The organism is Streptomyces monomycini, from assembly GCF_022271435.1.
GTDB lineage: Bacteria > Actinomycetota > Actinomycetes > Streptomycetales > Streptomycetaceae > Streptomyces > Streptomyces monomycini.
Genome location: NZ_JAFIQY010000006.1, coordinates 214,030 through 229,528, shown reverse-complemented (window position 1 = coordinate 229,528; position 15,499 = coordinate 214,030). Strand labels below are relative to the sequence as shown.

11 protein-coding genes are annotated in these 15,499 nt (G+C 69.0%); 8 read left to right on the top strand and 3 right to left on the bottom strand.

Translation table 11 applies throughout. The features are described 5' to 3' along the window. Positions 1-32 precede the first annotated feature (32 nt). The 3 genes from JXZ78_RS10595 to JXZ78_RS10585 all read left to right on the top strand — a co-directional run bounded on the left by JXZ78_RS10595 (position 33) and on the right by JXZ78_RS10585 (position 2,676). Positions 33-350 carry a hypothetical protein gene (locus JXZ78_RS10595; protein WP_030017086.1) on the top strand — a complete coding sequence of 106 codons (318 nt, stop codon included), beginning with the start codon at positions 33-35 and terminating at the stop codon, positions 348-350. Between the two features lie 118 nt (positions 351-468). Further along, positions 469-1,587 (top strand): lipid II:glycine glycyltransferase FemX, encoded by a 1,119-nt coding sequence (locus JXZ78_RS10590; protein ID WP_030017085.1) that lies wholly within the window; start codon positions 469-471, stop codon positions 1,585-1,587. A 57-nt stretch (positions 1,588-1,644) separates the two neighbouring features. Beyond that, positions 1,645-2,676: an alanine racemase gene (locus JXZ78_RS10585; protein ID WP_030017084.1), complete on the top strand. Its 1,032-nt coding sequence runs from the start codon at positions 1,645-1,647 to the stop codon at positions 2,674-2,676. 91 nt (positions 2,677-2,767) lie between these two features. Here the strand turns inward: JXZ78_RS10585 and JXZ78_RS10580 are convergent, their stop codons facing one another. Both JXZ78_RS10580 and JXZ78_RS10575 read right to left on the bottom strand, forming a co-directional pair. After that, complete coding sequence (locus tag JXZ78_RS10580; protein ID WP_030017083.1) at positions 2,768-4,249, bottom strand: glycosyltransferase family 87 protein; 1,482 nt, start codon at positions 4,247-4,249, stop codon at positions 2,768-2,770. Between the two features lie 106 nt (positions 4,250-4,355). Continuing rightward, entirely contained in the window at positions 4,356-7,052 is a 2,697-nt protein-coding gene (locus tag JXZ78_RS10575) for a transglycosylase domain-containing protein (RefSeq protein ID WP_078623887.1), read from the bottom strand. A 365-nt stretch (positions 7,053-7,417) separates the two neighbouring features. On the opposite strand from JXZ78_RS10575, the gene JXZ78_RS10570 reads away from it, so the two are divergent. From JXZ78_RS10570 to JXZ78_RS10555, 4 genes are all read left to right on the top strand, one after another. After that, positions 7,418-8,089, top strand: a complete 672-nt coding sequence (locus JXZ78_RS10570; protein WP_030017081.1) for a PadR family transcriptional regulator — start codon at positions 7,418-7,420, stop codon at positions 8,087-8,089. A gap of 48 nt (positions 8,090-8,137) precedes the next feature. Continuing rightward, positions 8,138-9,220, top strand: coding sequence for an inositol-3-phosphate synthase (locus JXZ78_RS10565; RefSeq protein ID WP_030017080.1), 1,083 nt, complete (start codon positions 8,138-8,140; stop codon positions 9,218-9,220). A 78-nt stretch (positions 9,221-9,298) separates the two neighbouring features. After that, positions 9,299-10,558 carry an MFS transporter gene (locus JXZ78_RS10560; protein ID WP_030017079.1) on the top strand — a complete coding sequence of 420 codons (1,260 nt, stop codon included), beginning with the start codon at positions 9,299-9,301 and terminating at the stop codon, positions 10,556-10,558. A gap of 130 nt (positions 10,559-10,688) precedes the next feature. Then, positions 10,689-11,336: an LppU/SCO3897 family protein gene (locus tag JXZ78_RS10555; RefSeq protein ID WP_033036940.1), complete on the top strand. Its 648-nt coding sequence runs from the start codon at positions 10,689-10,691 to the stop codon at positions 11,334-11,336. Positions 11,337-11,404: 68 nt separating this feature from the next. Here the strand turns inward: JXZ78_RS10555 and JXZ78_RS10550 are convergent, their stop codons facing one another. After that, positions 11,405-12,880, bottom strand: a complete 1,476-nt coding sequence (locus JXZ78_RS10550; protein WP_030017077.1) for a CCA tRNA nucleotidyltransferase — start codon at positions 12,878-12,880, stop codon at positions 11,405-11,407. A gap of 211 nt (positions 12,881-13,091) precedes the next feature. Between JXZ78_RS10550 and JXZ78_RS10545 the strand changes: the two genes are divergently transcribed. Further along, a complete protein-coding gene (locus JXZ78_RS10545) occupies positions 13,092-15,461 on the top strand; it encodes a DUF6049 family protein (protein ID WP_030017076.1) in 2,370 nt (789 codons plus the stop codon). Positions 15,462-15,499: the final 38 nt, after the last annotated feature.

The following is a 15,499-nucleotide window of genomic DNA, read 5'->3' as shown; positions in this document are numbered from 1 at the left end:
ACAGTTCGCCGCCCTGTCTTCGGAGGTGCCGCATGGCACAGGCAGTCCGGCCGCAGCACGGCCTTCTCTCTCTTCTGAACAGCGACGGCAAGGCCCATCCCGTCGAGAACACCCTCGTCGCCGTGACGCTGGTGTTCGGCGTGATCGCCTTCGCCACCGCCCACTTCCACCACCTTCACCTGCTGAGTTCCTGGACGGGACTGATCGGCATCGGCACCGGCGCGTGGGGACAGTTCATCTCCGCCACCACCGGCGAACGCTTCCTGCTGATCATCGGCCTCGGCGCAGCGGCGGTCGGCTTCTTCCTCGGCATGGCCCACGGCGGTCTCTTCGGCGGGCTGCTCGGCTAGCCGGGCGGCGGGGCTCCACCCCCCTACGCCCAGACGGGGCGCTCTCTGGTCACAGTAGGCTTCGGCGCGAGAGCCGGAGCCCCGACCCTGGGGACAAACCTGCCGAGGAGCGCCCCGCATGAGCCTGACCCTGAGGACCATCAGCCGAGAGCAGCATCTGGCGTACATCCAGAGCCTGCCTTCGGCCAGCCACATGCAGGTGCCGGCCTGGGCCGATGTGAAGTCCGAATGGCGCTCGGAGAACCTGGGCTGGTTCGACAAGACCGGTCAGCTGGTCGGCGCGGGCCTGGTCCTCTACCGCCAGCTGCCCAAGATCAAGCGCTACCTCGCGTACCTGCCCGAGGGGCCGGTCATCAACTGGTACGCGCCGAACCTGGAGGACTGGCTCAAGCCGATGCTGGCGCACCTGAAGCAGCAGGGCGCCTTCTCGGTGAAGATGGGCCCGCCGGTGATCATCCGGCGCTGGGACTCCGCCGCGATCAAGTCCGGGATCCAGGACCCGGACGTCAAGCGCCTGCGGGACGTCGAGCCCACCCACATCGAACCGCGCGCCTTCGAGGTGTCCGACAAGCTGCGCCGGATGGGCTGGCAGCAGGGCGAGGACGGCGGGGCCGGCTTCGGTGACGTCCAGCCCCGGTACGTCTTCCAGGTGCCGCTGGAGAACCGTTCGCTGGAGGATGTCCACAAGGGCTTCAACCAGCTGTGGCGCCGCAACATCAAGAAGGCCGAGAAGGCCGGCGTCGAGGTCGTCCAGGGCCGCTACGAGGATCTCGCCGAGTGGCAGCGCCTGTACGAGATCACCGCGATCCGCGACAAGTTCCGGCCGCGGCCGCTGAGCTACTTCCAGCGGATGTGGGCAGCCCTCAACACCGAGGACCCCAACCGCATGCGGCTGTACTTCGCCCGGCACAACGGCGTGAACCTCTCCGCCGCGACGATGCTGGTCGTCGGCGGCCACGTCTGGTACTCCTACGGCGCCTCGGACAACATCGGCCGGGAGTTCCGGCCGTCCAACGCCATGCAGTGGCGGATGCTGCGCGACGCCTACGCGCTGGGCGCCACCGTCTACGACCTGCGCGGCATCAGCGACTCGCTCGACGAGAACGACCACCTCTTCGGCCTCATCCAGTTCAAGGTGGGCACGGGCGGGCAGGCAGCCGAGTACCTGGGCGAGTGGGACTTCCCGCTCAACAAGCTCCTGCACAAGGCGCTCGACATCTACATGTCGCGCCGCTGACCGTCACACCCCCTGTTCGACCGCATCGCAGCCACGAGAAAGGTTCCGGGCCCGGCCATGGCGCTCACCCTCTACGTCGACACCGCGCGCTGGCGGGCACACCAGCAGAGCGTTCTGCAGCAGTTCCCGGGGCTCGTCCCGGTCTGCAAAGGCAACGGCTACGGCTTCGGCCATGAACGCCTTGCCGAGGAGACGACCCGGTTCGGTGCCGACCTCCTCGCCGTGGGGACGACGTACGAAGCGGCTCGCATGAAGGACTACTTCAGCGGTGACCTGCTCGTGCTCACTCCCTTCCGGCACGGTGAGGAACCGGTTCCGCTGCCGGACCGCGCCATCCGTTCGGTCTCCTCGGTCGAGGGCGTGGGCGGCCTGGTGGGCGCCCGGGTGGTCATCGAGGTCATGAGCAGCATGAAGCGCCACGGTGTGCTGCCCGAGGACCTGCCGAAGCTGGCCGCGGCCATAGAGGACGTACGGCTGGAGGGCTTCGCCATCCACCTGCCGCTGGACCGTACCGACGGTTCCGACGCGGTGGAGGAGGTCATCGGCTGGATGGACCGGCTGCGGGCCAACCACCTGCCGCTGCACACGATGTTCGTCAGCCACCTCAAGTCCGACGAGCTCCACCGCCTCCAGCAGCAGTTCCCGCAGACGCGCTTCCGCGCCCGCATCGGTACGCGCCTGTGGCTCGGTGACCACGAGGCCACCGAGTACCGCGGCTCGGTCCTGGACGTCACCCGGGTCGGCAAGGGCGACCGCTTCGGTTACCGCCAGCAGAAGGCCGCCTCGGACGGTTACCTGGTCGTGGTGGCCGGCGGTACGTCGCACGGCGTGGGCCTGGAGTCGCCCAAGGCGCTGCACGGTGTGATGCCCCGCGCCAAGGGCGTGGCGCGCGCGGGTCTGGCGACCGTCAACCGCAACCTCTCGCCGTACGTGTGGGCGGGCAAGCAGCGGTGGTTCGCGGAGCCCCCGCACATGCAGGTCTCCATCCTCTTCGTGCCGGGCGACGCCCCCGAGCCCCGCGTCGGCGAGGAACTGGTGGCGCATCTGCGGCACACCACGACGCAGTACGACCGCATCGTGGACCGCTGAGCCGCGGTCGCTCACACGGAACAACGGGCCCGGGGCCGCAGAGCAGATCTGCGGCCCCGGGCCTGTTCCGTACGCGTCGACGCCGGCCCGGTCACTTCCGGGCCGCGCCCCAGCGCACCTGTGATGCTCCTTCGAACTGCACAGCGTGCCGTGACAGGTGCTGCGCACGGCCGAGCACGAAGACGTCCGGGGCGTGGTCCAGCACGCCGCCCGACGGGTCGTCCTCACCGTCCTTGCGTACGACGTCCCGCTCGGGCAGCAGGACGTCACGTACCACCACGGCGCACAGGTACAACGTCCCCAGCAGGTGCAGTGCCATGGCCAGCTGGTAGCCCTCCAGCGGCAGGCCCTGGTGCTTGTCGCCGTTGCCGGTGTAGGCCAGGTACAGCCAGATGCCGAGGAAGTACATGACCTCGCACGCCTGCCACACCAGGAAGTCACGCCAGCGCGGCCGTGCCAGCGCGGCGAGCGGGATCAGCCACAGCACGTACTGCGGCGAGTAGACCTTGTTGGTGAGGATGAACAGCGCGACGACCAGGAAGGCGAGCTGCGCGAACCGTGGCCGGCGCGGAGCGTAGAAGGTGAGGAGCGCCAGAGCACCGCACCCCAGGATCATCAACACCGTCGCGTAGGTGTTCGCGTCCTCCAGCGGATTGCCGGTGCGCTGGGAGATGAGCAGCCAGATCGATCCGAAGTCGATGGGCCGTTCCTGGCTGAAGGTGTAGAACTTCGCCCAGCCCGCACGGAGGTGGAATCCGGAACCGTCGTGCGTGATCATCACCGGCACGTTGACGACCAGCCACGCGGCCGCGGCACCGGCCACGGCTTTGCCGTAGGTACGCCACTGCCCGGCCCGCCAGCACAGGACGAGCAGCGGGCCGAGCAGCAGAACCGGGTACAGCTTCGCGGCGGTCGCCAGCCCGATGAACACGCCTGCGGCGAGGGCCCGGCTGCGCGACCACATCAGCATCCCTACGGCGGTCAGCGCGACGGCCAGGAGGTCCCAGTTGATGGTGGCCGTGAGCGCGAGGGCGGGAGCGAGGGCGACCAGGAGGCCGTCCCAGGGGCGTCGGCGGTGGGTGCGTGCCACGCAGACGGCGAGGACCGCGGCACAGGCCATCAGCAGACCCGCGTTGACCAGCCAGTAGATCTGCTCACGCTCCTGCATGGAGCCGCCGTGCGGGGTCAGCCAGGAAGCGGCCTCCATGAACACACCGGTCAGCACCGGGTATTCGAGGTACTCCATCTCGCCGGGCAGCCTGTCGAAGTACGGGATCAGACCGTCGGCGAAGCCGCGGCCCGCGTACAGGTGGGGGATGTCGGAGTAGCAGGCGTGGGTGTACTGGCTGGTGGCGCCGAAGAACCAGCCGCTCTCGTAACACGGCAGCTTCTGCACCATGCCGAGCGCGAACATCCCGATCATGACGAGCGCGATGACGTGTACCGGGCTCCACCAGCCCGTGCCGAAGACCGCGCGCCGCCCGGCACGGCCACCGATCAGCTCGCTGCCGGCCGCCGCCACCTCGTCCCGCCGCGTGGGCCGTACGGGCTCGTCCTGTCGCACGCTCGTCATGCGCCCATCCTGCCGTACGGCCCGGGGCCGAACGCGGAGAAGCCCCCGGCCCGTATGCACGGGTCCGGGGGCTTCTCCGTCATGTTTCACGTGAAACAGTCACCGGTCAGTAGTCGCGTCGTCCGCCTGACGCCGAGCCGCCGGCCGGGTGGCCGAAGATGCCGCCTTCGTCGCCCCCGGGCCCACCGGTGCCCGGATCGGGTGTCGGAGTGTTGCCGCCGGAATCTCCACCGCCCGGACGTCCACCGGTGTCCCCACCGTTCGCGCCACCGTGGGTCCGGCAGTTGAGGTCCCAGTCCGCGCACGTGTTGGTCGGCGTGGGGGTGGGCGTGGGACTGGCCGGTGCGGACTTGGTCGGGGTGGGCGTCGGGGAGCTGGGCGGGGGAGCGGACGGGGTGGGCTTCGGCGACGGGCTCATACCGTCCCCGTAGACCGTCTGGCCGATCGGCGCGGGCTGCGGGAAGCGTTCGAGCTTCTTGCCCTTCATGACCTGCGCCATGTAGTCCGCCCAGATACGGGCCGGGAACGACGCACCGTGGACCTTCTTCTCGCCGCCCACGCCGTACATCTTGAGGAACTGCTGCTGCTTGGCCTGGTCGTCCACCCGCCACATGCCGATCGTGGTGGCCAGCTGCTTGGTGTAGCCGGCGAACCAGGCCGACTTGTTGTCGTCGGTGGTACCGGTCTTGCCGGCCGCCTCACGCCCGTCGGGCAGCTTCGCCGCCGTACCGGTGCCCTTCTCCACCACGGTCTTCAGCACGTCCGTCACGTTGTCGGCGACCGCGGCGCTGAAGCCCGTCTTGGGCTTCTTGGTGTGCTCGTACTTGGTCTGGCCGTCCTTCTCGACGGACTCGACCGAGTACGGGTCGTCCTGCTGCCCGCTGGCGGCGAAGGTGGCGTAGGCGCCGGCCAGCCGGATCGCGCTCGGCGCCGAGGTGCCCAGCGAGAAGGCCGGGGTGGTCTTCGCCATGCTCTGGTCGTCGCGGAGTCCCGCGGCGATGGCCGCTTCCTTCACCTTGTCCCGGCCGACGTCCATGCCGAGCTGGATGTACGGGGTGTTCACCGAGAACTGCATGGCGGTGCGGAGCGTGACCTTGCCCTTGTCCTCGTTGCCGTCGTTCGCCTGGTGCCACTCCTTGCCGTCCTTGTCGTGCCAGACGGTCCCGTCGTAGTTGAGCAGCTTCAGCTTGTTGTCACCGTTGTAGATGCTGTTCGGCGAGACCCGCGTACGGCGTTCGGGATTGTGCGGATCCCGTACGCCCTCGCTCATCGCCGACGCCAGCACGAACGGCTTGAAGGTGGAGCCGACCTGGACACCGGTGTAGTCGGCGTTGTTCGTGTAGTGCTGGGTCGCGTCCTTGCCGCCGTAGATGGCGACGATCTTGCCGGTGCCCGGTTCGACCGAGGCGCCGCCGAACTGGACGTGCTTGTCCACCTCGCGCTTGTCCGGATCGATGTGTTCCTTGGTGACCTTGTCCACCGACGCCGCGAGCTCGTTGACCTGCTTCTCGTCGAAGGTCGTGTGGATCTCGTAGCCGCCCTTCTTGAGCATGGCGTCCGTGATCTTGGTGTTGGCCGTGATGTAGTTGTTGGCCAGGTCGACCAGGTAGCCCTTCTGGCCGCGGAGGTCCATGGCCTTCTTGGGCTTCAGCGGCATCGGGAAATCCTTGATCTGGTCCCGGTCCGGCTTCTTCATCCGGCCCACCTCGACCTCGCGGTCCAGCGTCCACTTCCAGCGGTACTCGGCGCGCTTGAGGTTCGCGCCCTTGGTCTCCGTGGTGATGTACGGGTCGTACAGGTTGGGGCCGTTGAGCAGTGCGGCCATGAAGGCGCTCTCACTCGGGGTGAGCTTGTCGCAATCCTTGCCGTAGTACGCCCGGGACGCGGCCTGGATGCCATACGCACCGCGGCCGTAGTAGGCGGTGTTGAGGTAGCCCGCCAGGATGTCCTTCTTATCCTCCTTGATGCCCACCTTCACCGAGATGAACAGCTCGGTGAGCTTGCGCTTGATGGTCTGCGACTGGTCGAGGTAGGTGTTCTTCACGTACTGCTGGGTGATGGTGGAACCACTCTGGGTCTCACCGCCCCTGGCCATGTTGAAGACGGCACGCGCGATGCCCATCGGGTCGATGCCCGAGTCCTCGTAGAAGGAGGCGTTCTCAGCCGAGATCACCGCGTCCTGCATGGTCGCGGGGATGGAGGAGATCGGTACGATCTGCCGGTTGAGTTCACCACCGCCGGCGACGACCATCGGCTTGCCGTTGGACCAGTAGTAGACGTTCTTCTGCAGCTGCGACGCCTTCTGCGGGTCCGGAATGTCCACGTAGGCCAGTGCGATACCGGACGCTCCGACGATCAGTGCCAGAAACCCGATGCAGGTGCCGAGGGTCTGCTTCCACGAGGGCACGAACCGGCGCCAGCCGATCTTCCCGGCTCTCGGATAGTCGATGATCCGCTTCTTGCCGGGCCTGCCTGCGCCCCGGCCACGTCCGCGGCCGCCTTCATCACCACCGCCACCGCCACCACCGCGGCGTCCGCCGCCGCGGCCGCCGTGGCCACTGCCCGAGGCCATCGCCGCCGCGTCGGAGGCACGCCGTCGGCCGCCGCGTTGGGCGGCGCGCCGGGCCTCGGCTCTGCCGCCGGCCGGCCGTTCCTGCCCGTACGCTCCGGAGTCGGCGCCGGGGGCAGGTGCGGAGCCGCGGGTGGGCGCGGCGCGGCGCCCGGGTGGTTGCTGTGCGGCTCGTCGGGCCGCAGCACGTCCGCCGCCCTGCGGCTGGGGCGGTTTGCGACGGTGCTCGCTCATGGAACGAATACTCCTCGGGCAGGCGCGCTATCTATCTCGTCGCCTGAAGGCGGCAGTTGGCTTCAGGTCCCCCCGACGTACGGCACCCATGTGGCGCATGGGGTCGCACTACACCGAGGACGGGGACGTCATGTTCCGCCCCACGGTTCCCGGCAGTTTGCATGGCGCACAGACTACGCACGGCCAAAACCTGCCCACTGTTGAAATTCACTCCAAATCAGTCAGGTTGGGTAGAACGAAACGGTGATGTGATGGCGTTCACCGTCCCCCCTCTTGTTCCTCCCCTGGGGCCGATCTATCGTCTGGATGTATCGGATCGATACATCAGCTCGGCATAAAGAGCGCACGAGACCAAGGAGGCGGACATGAGCAGGCGGTCCGGCATCCTTGAGTTCGCCGTCCTCGGACTGCTCCGCGAGTCCCCCATGCACGGCTATGAGCTGCGCAAACGACTCAACACCTCGCTGGGGGTCTTCCGTGCGTTCAGCTACGGCACGCTCTATCCCTGCCTGAAGGCGCTGGTCGCCAACGGCTGGCTGACCGAGGAGACGGGCGGCTCCCCGGAGCCCGCGTCGCTCACCGGCCGCCGGGCGAAGATCGTCTACCGGCTGACGGCGGAGGGGAAGAGCCACTTCGAGGAGCTGCTCGCCCACTCCGGTCCGGACGCGTGGGAGGACGAGCACTTCGGCGTCCGCTTCGCCTTCTTCGGGCAGACCTCGCGCGACGTACGGATGCGGGTCCTCGAAGGCCGCCGCAGCCGGCTGGAGGAGCGCCTCGAAAAGATGCGCACCTCCCTGGCCCGTTCGCGCGAGCGGCTCGACGACTACACCCTCGAACTTCAGCGGCACGGCATGGAGTCCGTGGAACGCGAGGTCCGGTGGCTCAACGAGCTGATCGAGAGCGAGCGCGCCGGTCGCGACCAGCGCGCCGTCGACCCTGCCGAGCAGCACCAGAAGGACACGTCAGGAGACGCGGACGGCCTGCCCCGGCGTCGGGGTGGTTCCCGGCCGGGCCCGTCCGATGACACCACCACATGAGGTCCCGCAGTCAGCGGAACCTTGTCGAGATCACAGGGAGCAACCGGAATGGGTTCGGTTCGCGTAGCCATCGCCGGCGTGGGCAACTGCGCCGCCTCGCTGGTACAGGGCGTCGAGTACTACAAGGACGCAGACCCGGACACCCGCGTGCCCGGCCTGATGCATGTGCAGTTCGGCGACTACCACGTGCGTGACATCGAGTTCGTGGCCGCTTTCGACGTCGACGCCAAGAAGGTCGGCCTCGACCTGGCGGACGCCATCGGTGCCAGCGAGAACAACACCATCAAGATCTGCGACGTGCCGAACTCCGGCGTGACCGTCCAGCGCGGCCACACCATGGACGGCCTGGGCAAGTACTACCGCCAGACCATCGAGGAGTCCGACGAGACGCCGGTCGACATCGTCCAGGTCCTCAAGGACCAGCAGGTCGACGTCCTGGTGTGCTACCTGCCCGTCGGCTCCGAGGACGCCGCGAAGTTCTACGCGCAGTGCGCCATCGACGCCAAGGTCGCCTTCGTCAACGCCCTCCCGGTCTTCATCGCCGGTACCAAGGAGTGGGCGGACAAGTTCACCGAGGCGGGTGTGCCGATCGTCGGTGACGACATCAAGTCCCAGGTCGGCGCCACGATCACGCACCGCGTGATGGCCAAGCTCTTCGAGGACCGGGGCGTCGTCCTGGACCGCACGATGCAGCTGAACGTCGGCGGCAACATGGACTTCAAGAACATGCTCGAGCGTGAGCGCCTGGAGTCCAAGAAGATCTCCAAGACCCAGGCCGTCACCTCGCAGATCCGCGACCGCGAGCTGGGCGAGGACAACGTCCACATCGGCCCGTCGGACTTCGTCGCCTGGCTGGACGACCGCAAGTGGGCCTATGTGCGCCTGGAGGGCCGCGCCTTCGGTGACGTCCCGCTGAACCTGGAGTACAAGCTGGAGGTCTGGGACTCCCCGAATTCCGCCGGTGTCATCATCGACGCCCTGCGTGCCGCGAAGATCGCCAAGGACCGCGGCATCGGCGGCCCGGTGCTCTCCGCGTCCTCGTACTTCATGAAGTCGCCGCCGGTGCAGTACTTCGACGACGAGGCGCACGTGAACGTCGAGAAGTTCATCAAGGGCGAGGTCGAGCGCTAAGCTCCGCGCCCTGCCCCGTGCTCACAGGCCCCCGGAAATTCCGTCCGGGGGCCTGTGAGCTGTGTGAGGCTGGGCCTCATGCCCGTTGTGCGCGACCTCCGCATGCTGCTCCAGCTGCGTGACTTCCGCTCCCTGCTGGCCGTGCGGCTGCTCTCCCAGGCCGCCGACGGCGTCTACCAGGTCGCGCTCGCCACGTACGTCGTCTTCTCACCCGAGAAACAGGCTTCTCCCGCGGCCATCGCCTCGGCCATGGCGGTCCTGCTGCTCCCGTACTCGCTGCTCGGCCCCTTCGCCGGCGTCTTCCTCGACCGCTGGCGCCGCCGGCAGGTGCTGTTGTACGGCAACCTGCTGCGCACCGCACTGACCGTCGGGACCGCGGCCCTGATCACCGCTCAGGTACCGGACTGGCTCTTCTACGCGTCCGCTCTCTCCGTCATGGCCGTCAACCGCTTCGTGCTGGCCGGACTCTCGGCCGCTCTGCCCCGCGTGGTCGACGGTACGGAACGCCTGGTGGTGGCCAATTCGCTGTCCCCGACCGCCGGCACCCTCGCGACCACCGCGGGCGGTGGCCTCGCCTTCGCGGCCCGGCTCGCGGGCGTCGAGTCGAACTCGGTCGTCGTAGTGCTGGCAGCGGCCCTCTACCTCTGCGCTGCCGGAGCCTCCCTGCGGATGGCCCCGGGGCTGCTCGGGCCCGACCCCGCACGACTCCGGTCGCGGTTGGGCGCCGCCCTGACGAGCACCGCCCGTGGCCTGGGCGAAGGCCTGCGCCACCTGGCCGAGCGCCGCACCGCCGCGGTGGCGCTGACAGCGATGACCGTGCTGCGCTTCTGCTACGGAGCGCTGACGGTGACGGTGCTGATACTGTGCCGGTACGCCTGGTCCGCCGACGAAGCGGACGGTCTGGCGCTCCTCGGGATCGCTGTCGTCGTGTCCGGGGCCGGCTTTTTCACCGCCGCGGTCGTCACCCCTCCGGCCGTGGCCCGGGTCGGTCCCCTGGCCTGGATGGCGTGCTGTGCGGGGCTGTCGGCCGTGCTGGCTCCCGCTCTGGAGCTGACCTTCGCCTACGTCCCGATACTGGTGGCCGCCTTCGTGCTCGGCCTCAGTACTCAGGCAGCCAAGATCGCCACGGACACGGTGGTGCAGTCCTCCGTGGACGACGCCTTCCGCGGTCGCGTCTTCGCCGTCTACGACATGCTCTTCAACGTCGCCTACGTCGGAGCCGCGGCCGTGACGGCGCTGATACTGCCGCCGGACGGCAGGTCGAGCCTGCTCGTCATCGGCGTGGCCCTGCTGCACGCGGCGACCGCCGCGGCGCTGGTGCGCTTCCTGCGACGGTAGGGCAGCGGCCTCCTGGAGCTGGGCCCTGCCGCCACCTTCCCGCCTGACGCGCGGCGCCTGGGCCCTCTCGCGACCCGATACGTTACGTGCTTCGCACACACATGACGCATCGCTCATCAGGGGGACCTCCATGACCACGCCGCCGCCTCCGGGCCAGAACCCGTACGGACAGCATCCCTATGGGCAGGGCCCCTACGGACAGAATCCGCCTCCGCAGGCACCGACCGCTCCGTACGGGCAGCCGCCGCAAGCGCCGAACCCCTACGGCCAGCCCCAGCAGGCTCCCCCGGCGCCGTACGGCCAGCCTCAAGGCGGCTACGCGTACCCGCCGCAGGCGCCGCAGCAGCACGGCGTTCCCTGGCCGCAGGCGGCGCCCCAGCAGCAGCCGTACGGCATGCCGCCGCAGGGCCCGGCTCCCCAGCCGCCCAGGCCGCAACGGCCGGACACCGCGGGCCGGAAGGTCACCCGCGTCGTCATGACCTTCGTCGTGCTCGGCCTGGTGCTCGGAGGCCTGGCGGCCTTCAACTCCTTCTTCAGCTCGGATGCCAAGAAGGCCGCCGTCGGCGACTGCATGAAGAACAACGGCACGACCGTCCGGCCGGACCTGGAGAAGGTGGACTGCTCCGCTTCCGGCGCCGCCTACAAGGTCGCCGAGGTGCATGACGACACCACCGACGAGAAGCTGTGCGACCTGACGAAGTACAACGCCTACTCGGAAGCCACCGGCCGTAGGCACCGCAGCAAGGTCGTCCTCTGCCTGGAGGACCTCAAGAAGTAGGCGACCCGACTGGTTTCACGTGAAACACGACCCGTCTCCAGCGCCGTGTTTCACGTGAAACAGCAGACTCAGCTCTGCGCGGCCCACCACTCCCGCAGGGCCGCGACGGCCTGGTCCCGCTCCATCGGCCCGTTCTCCAGCCGCAGTTCGAGCAGGTGCTTGTACGCCTTGCCGACCGCCGGGCCGGGAGCGACACCGAGGATCTGCATGATGTCGTTGCCGTCCAGGTCCGGCCGGATCGAGTCCAGCTCCTCCTGCTCCTGCAGACGCGCGATCCGCTCCTCCAGGCCGTCGTAGGCACGGGAGAGCGCGTTGGCCTTGCGCTTGTTGCGGGTGGTGCAGTCCGAACGCGTCAGCTTGTGCAGGCGCCGCAGCTGCGGGCCCGCGTCCCGCACGTAGCGGCGGACCGCGGAGTCGGTCCACTCGCCCGTCCCGTAGCCGTGGAAGCGCAGGTGCAGCTCCACCAGGAGCGAGACGTCCTTGATCATGTCGTTGGAGTACTTCAGCGCGGTCATCCGCTTCTTGGTCATCTTCGCCCCCACGACCTCGTGGTGGTGGAAGGAGACCCGCCCGTCGCTCTCGAAGCGCCGTGTCTTCGGCTTGCCGATGTCGTGCAGCAGCGCCGCCAGCCGCAGCACCAGGTCCGGGCCGTCCTCTTCGAGGTCGATGGCCTGCTCCAGCACCGTCAGCGAGTGCTCGTAGACGTCCTTGTGACGGTGATGTTCGTCACTTTCCAGTCGCAGGGCAGGCAGCTCCGGCAGCACCCGATCCGCGATCCCCGTGTCGACCAGCAGCCTGAGGCCCTTGCGCGGGTGTGCGCCCAGCAGCAGCTTGTTCAGTTCGTCCCGCACCCGCTCGGCGGAGACGATGTCGATGCGCTCGGCCATGGCCTTCATGGCGGAGACGACGTCCTCGGCCACCTCGAAGTCCAGCTGGGCCGCGAACCGGGCGGCCCGCATCATCCGCAGCGGGTCGTCGGAGAACGACTCCTCCGGCGTCCCCGGCGTCCGCAGGACACGCGCCGCCAGGTCCTCCAGTCCGTTGTGCGGGTCGATGAACTGCTTCTGCGGCAGCGCCACCGCCATGGCGTTCACCGTGAAGTCCCGGCGCACCAGGTCCTGCTCGATGGAGTCGCCGTAGGACACCTCGGGCTTGCGCGAGGACCGGTCGTACGCCTCGGAGCGGTACGTGGTGACCTCGATGTCGAACGAGTCCTTCTTGCAGCCGACCGTGCCGAAGGCGATACCGACCTCCCACACCGCGTCCGCCCACGGCCGCACGATCCGCAGCACGTCCTCGGGGCGGGCGTCGGTGGTGAAGTCCAGGTCGTTGCCGAGCCGGCCGAGCAGCGCGTCCCGCACCGAACCGCCGACCAGGGCAAGCGTGAACCCGGCCTCCTGGAAACGGCGGGCCAGGTCGTCCGCGACAGGGGAGACCCGCAACAGTTCGCCGACGGCACGGCGCTGCACCTGGCTCAGTGCGCTCGTCGGCTGCGAGGTCCGCTCGGACTGCGGGGCGAGGAAGTCATTGTTGGCGTTCGGCACAACAGAACAGGGTACGGGTCCGCGCCCGGCGAGGCGTCCTGTCGCCCGCCTCGCCGGGCATCCCCGGGAAAAGGGGACAAGGTCCGCCGGTGGCCCGGCCATCGGGCGATCTTGTGGAGCAGTCCCCAGCACTTCGGCACAGCAGGTCTCGTTACCATGCGTGGACGCACATTCCGACGACCACTGACGACGACGAGGGACGGGCGAACGCGTGGCCGAGGCGGCAGGGTTCCAGGGGAGTGAACGGCCGCGCCGTCGGTGGTTGCGCCGGGCCGCGGCACTGATCGCCGGAGTGCCTTTGCTGGCGGCGACGGCGCAGTTCACGGCCGCACCCGAAGCCCGTGCCGCCGGTCCGCGCACCGTCGACGTCTCCATCGACGCGCTCACGCCCACCGTGCCGGAGAAGGACGACACCCTCACCGTCTCCGGCACGCTCACCAACCGCAGCGACGCACCGGTCACCGACGCTCACGTCGGCCTGCGACGGGGCCAGGCCCTCACCAGCCGCAGCGCCATCGACACGGCCGCCAAGCGCACCGGTTTCTCGTCCGGCGCGGACGGCGAGGAGATCAAGAACCGCACGCAGAAGATCGACAAGCTGGCCCCGGGCGTCAGCCGCACTTTCACCCTCCAGGTGCCGGTCAAGGATCTCGACCTCGGGGGCGACGGTGTCTACCAGCTCGGTGTCTCCTTGTCCGGCCGCTCGGGTGACTCCTCGTACGAGCAGGTGCTCGGCGTCCAGCGCACGTTCCTGCCCTGGCAGAGCTCCGACGTGGCGAAGAAGTCCCAGCTCACCTACCTGTGGCCGCTGATCTCCTCGACACACCTCACCGCGGAGACCGACGCGAACGCGGAGCAGACCCCCGTCTTCCGCAACGACAACCTGGCCGCGGAGATCGCTCCCGGCGGGCGGCTCCAGCAGCTCGTGGCGCTCGGCAAGGACCTTCCCGTCACCCTGGTCATCGACCCGGACGTGCTCGCCTCCGTCGAGGCGATGACCAGGAGCTACAAGGTCGAAGGACCGAACGGCCCCACCGCGGGCAAGAACCAGGCCGTCGCCAAGCAGTGGCTGGGTCAGGTGGAGGAGGCCGCCAAGACCCACGAGGTCGTCGCCCTCCCCTTCGCCGACCCCGACCTGGCCTCCCTCGCCCACCGCGGCAAGGAGGTCCCCAGCGCCCTGGGCCACCTCGGCCCCGCCACGACGCTGGCCGCCACGACCGTGGAGACCATCCTGGGCGTCAAGCCCCGTACCGACTTCGCCTGGCCCGCGGAAGGCGCCGTCGACTCCTCGATCATCGATGTGGCCACCTCCGGCGGCGCGCACAACATCATCGCCCGCAGCGACAGCCTCCAGGAGAACGACCTCTCCTACAGCCCGACGGCGGCCCGCCCCATCGGCGGCGGAAACACCGCGATCGTCTCGGACGCCCGGCTGTCCACCGCCTTCGAGGGCGACCTGTCCAAGGCCGAGAACTCCACCCTCGCGGTCCAGGAGTTCCTCGCCCAGAGCCTGATGGTCAACGGCCAGGAGCCCGAGCGGCAGCGCAACATCGTCGTCGCCCCGCAGCGCACCCCGTCGGTCAGCCAGGCCCAGGCCATGGCCGCCGGCGTGAAGAGCCTGGTGCCCGGCCGCTGGGCCGAACCGCTGAACCTGGCGGGCGCCGCCAAGGCCACGCCGGACCCCGACGCCAATCGCGTCGTGCCCCCCCGCTCCGCGTATCCGGCCTCGCTGCGCAAGCAGGAACTGCCGACCGCGGCCTTCGAGGAGATCCAGGAGACCCAGAGCACGCTGGACGACTTCGAGCCCGTCCTGTCCCAGCCCCCTCGCGTGGTGACGCCGTTCGGCAACGCCATCATGCGGGAGATGTCGACCGAGTGGCGGGGCGACGACGCGGGCGCCGCGGTCTTCCGCAGCTCCGTACGCACCTACCTCGACGGCCTGACGAAGAACGTGCAGCTGATCCAGAAGTCGGACGCGACGCTCTCCGGGCGCAGCGCGACCATTCCGGTGACGGTGCAGAACAACCTGGTGCAGGGCGTCAAGAATCTGACGCTGGAACTGTCGTCCTCGCAGCCCAACCGCCTCGACACGGGTGAGCCGCAGGAGATCACGGTCGACGGCGGCCACAGCCAGTCGTTCAAGTTCGACACGACGGCGAACGCCAACGGCCCCGTGCAGGTGACGGCCCAGCTCTACACCTCCGAGGGCAAGCCGTACGGCCTGCCGATGACCTTCCAGGTCAACGTCACCGAGATCACCTCGACGATCATGCTCGTGATCGCCGGCGGCGTGCTGCTGCTCGTCCTCGCCGGCGTGCGCATCTACCTCCAGCGCAAGCGTGCCGGGTCCCGGCACGGCGAGGAAGGGACCGACGGCGGCGAGGGCACCGACGGGACCGACGGGGGCGAGGGATCCGGCGGGGCCGGCGGCGCGGGGGCCGACGGCGGCAGCGGGAACAGCGGCGGAACGGCCGACGGCGGTACGGACGGTGACGGGCCGGTGCAGCCGGGTGACCCCGGGCCGGACACCGGTTCGGGAAGCACGGGCCCGTCCGGCTCAGGTGAGAAAGTGGACCGTTGACAGATGGCGGGGCCGGATGGCCGGCGACGGATGAGGTG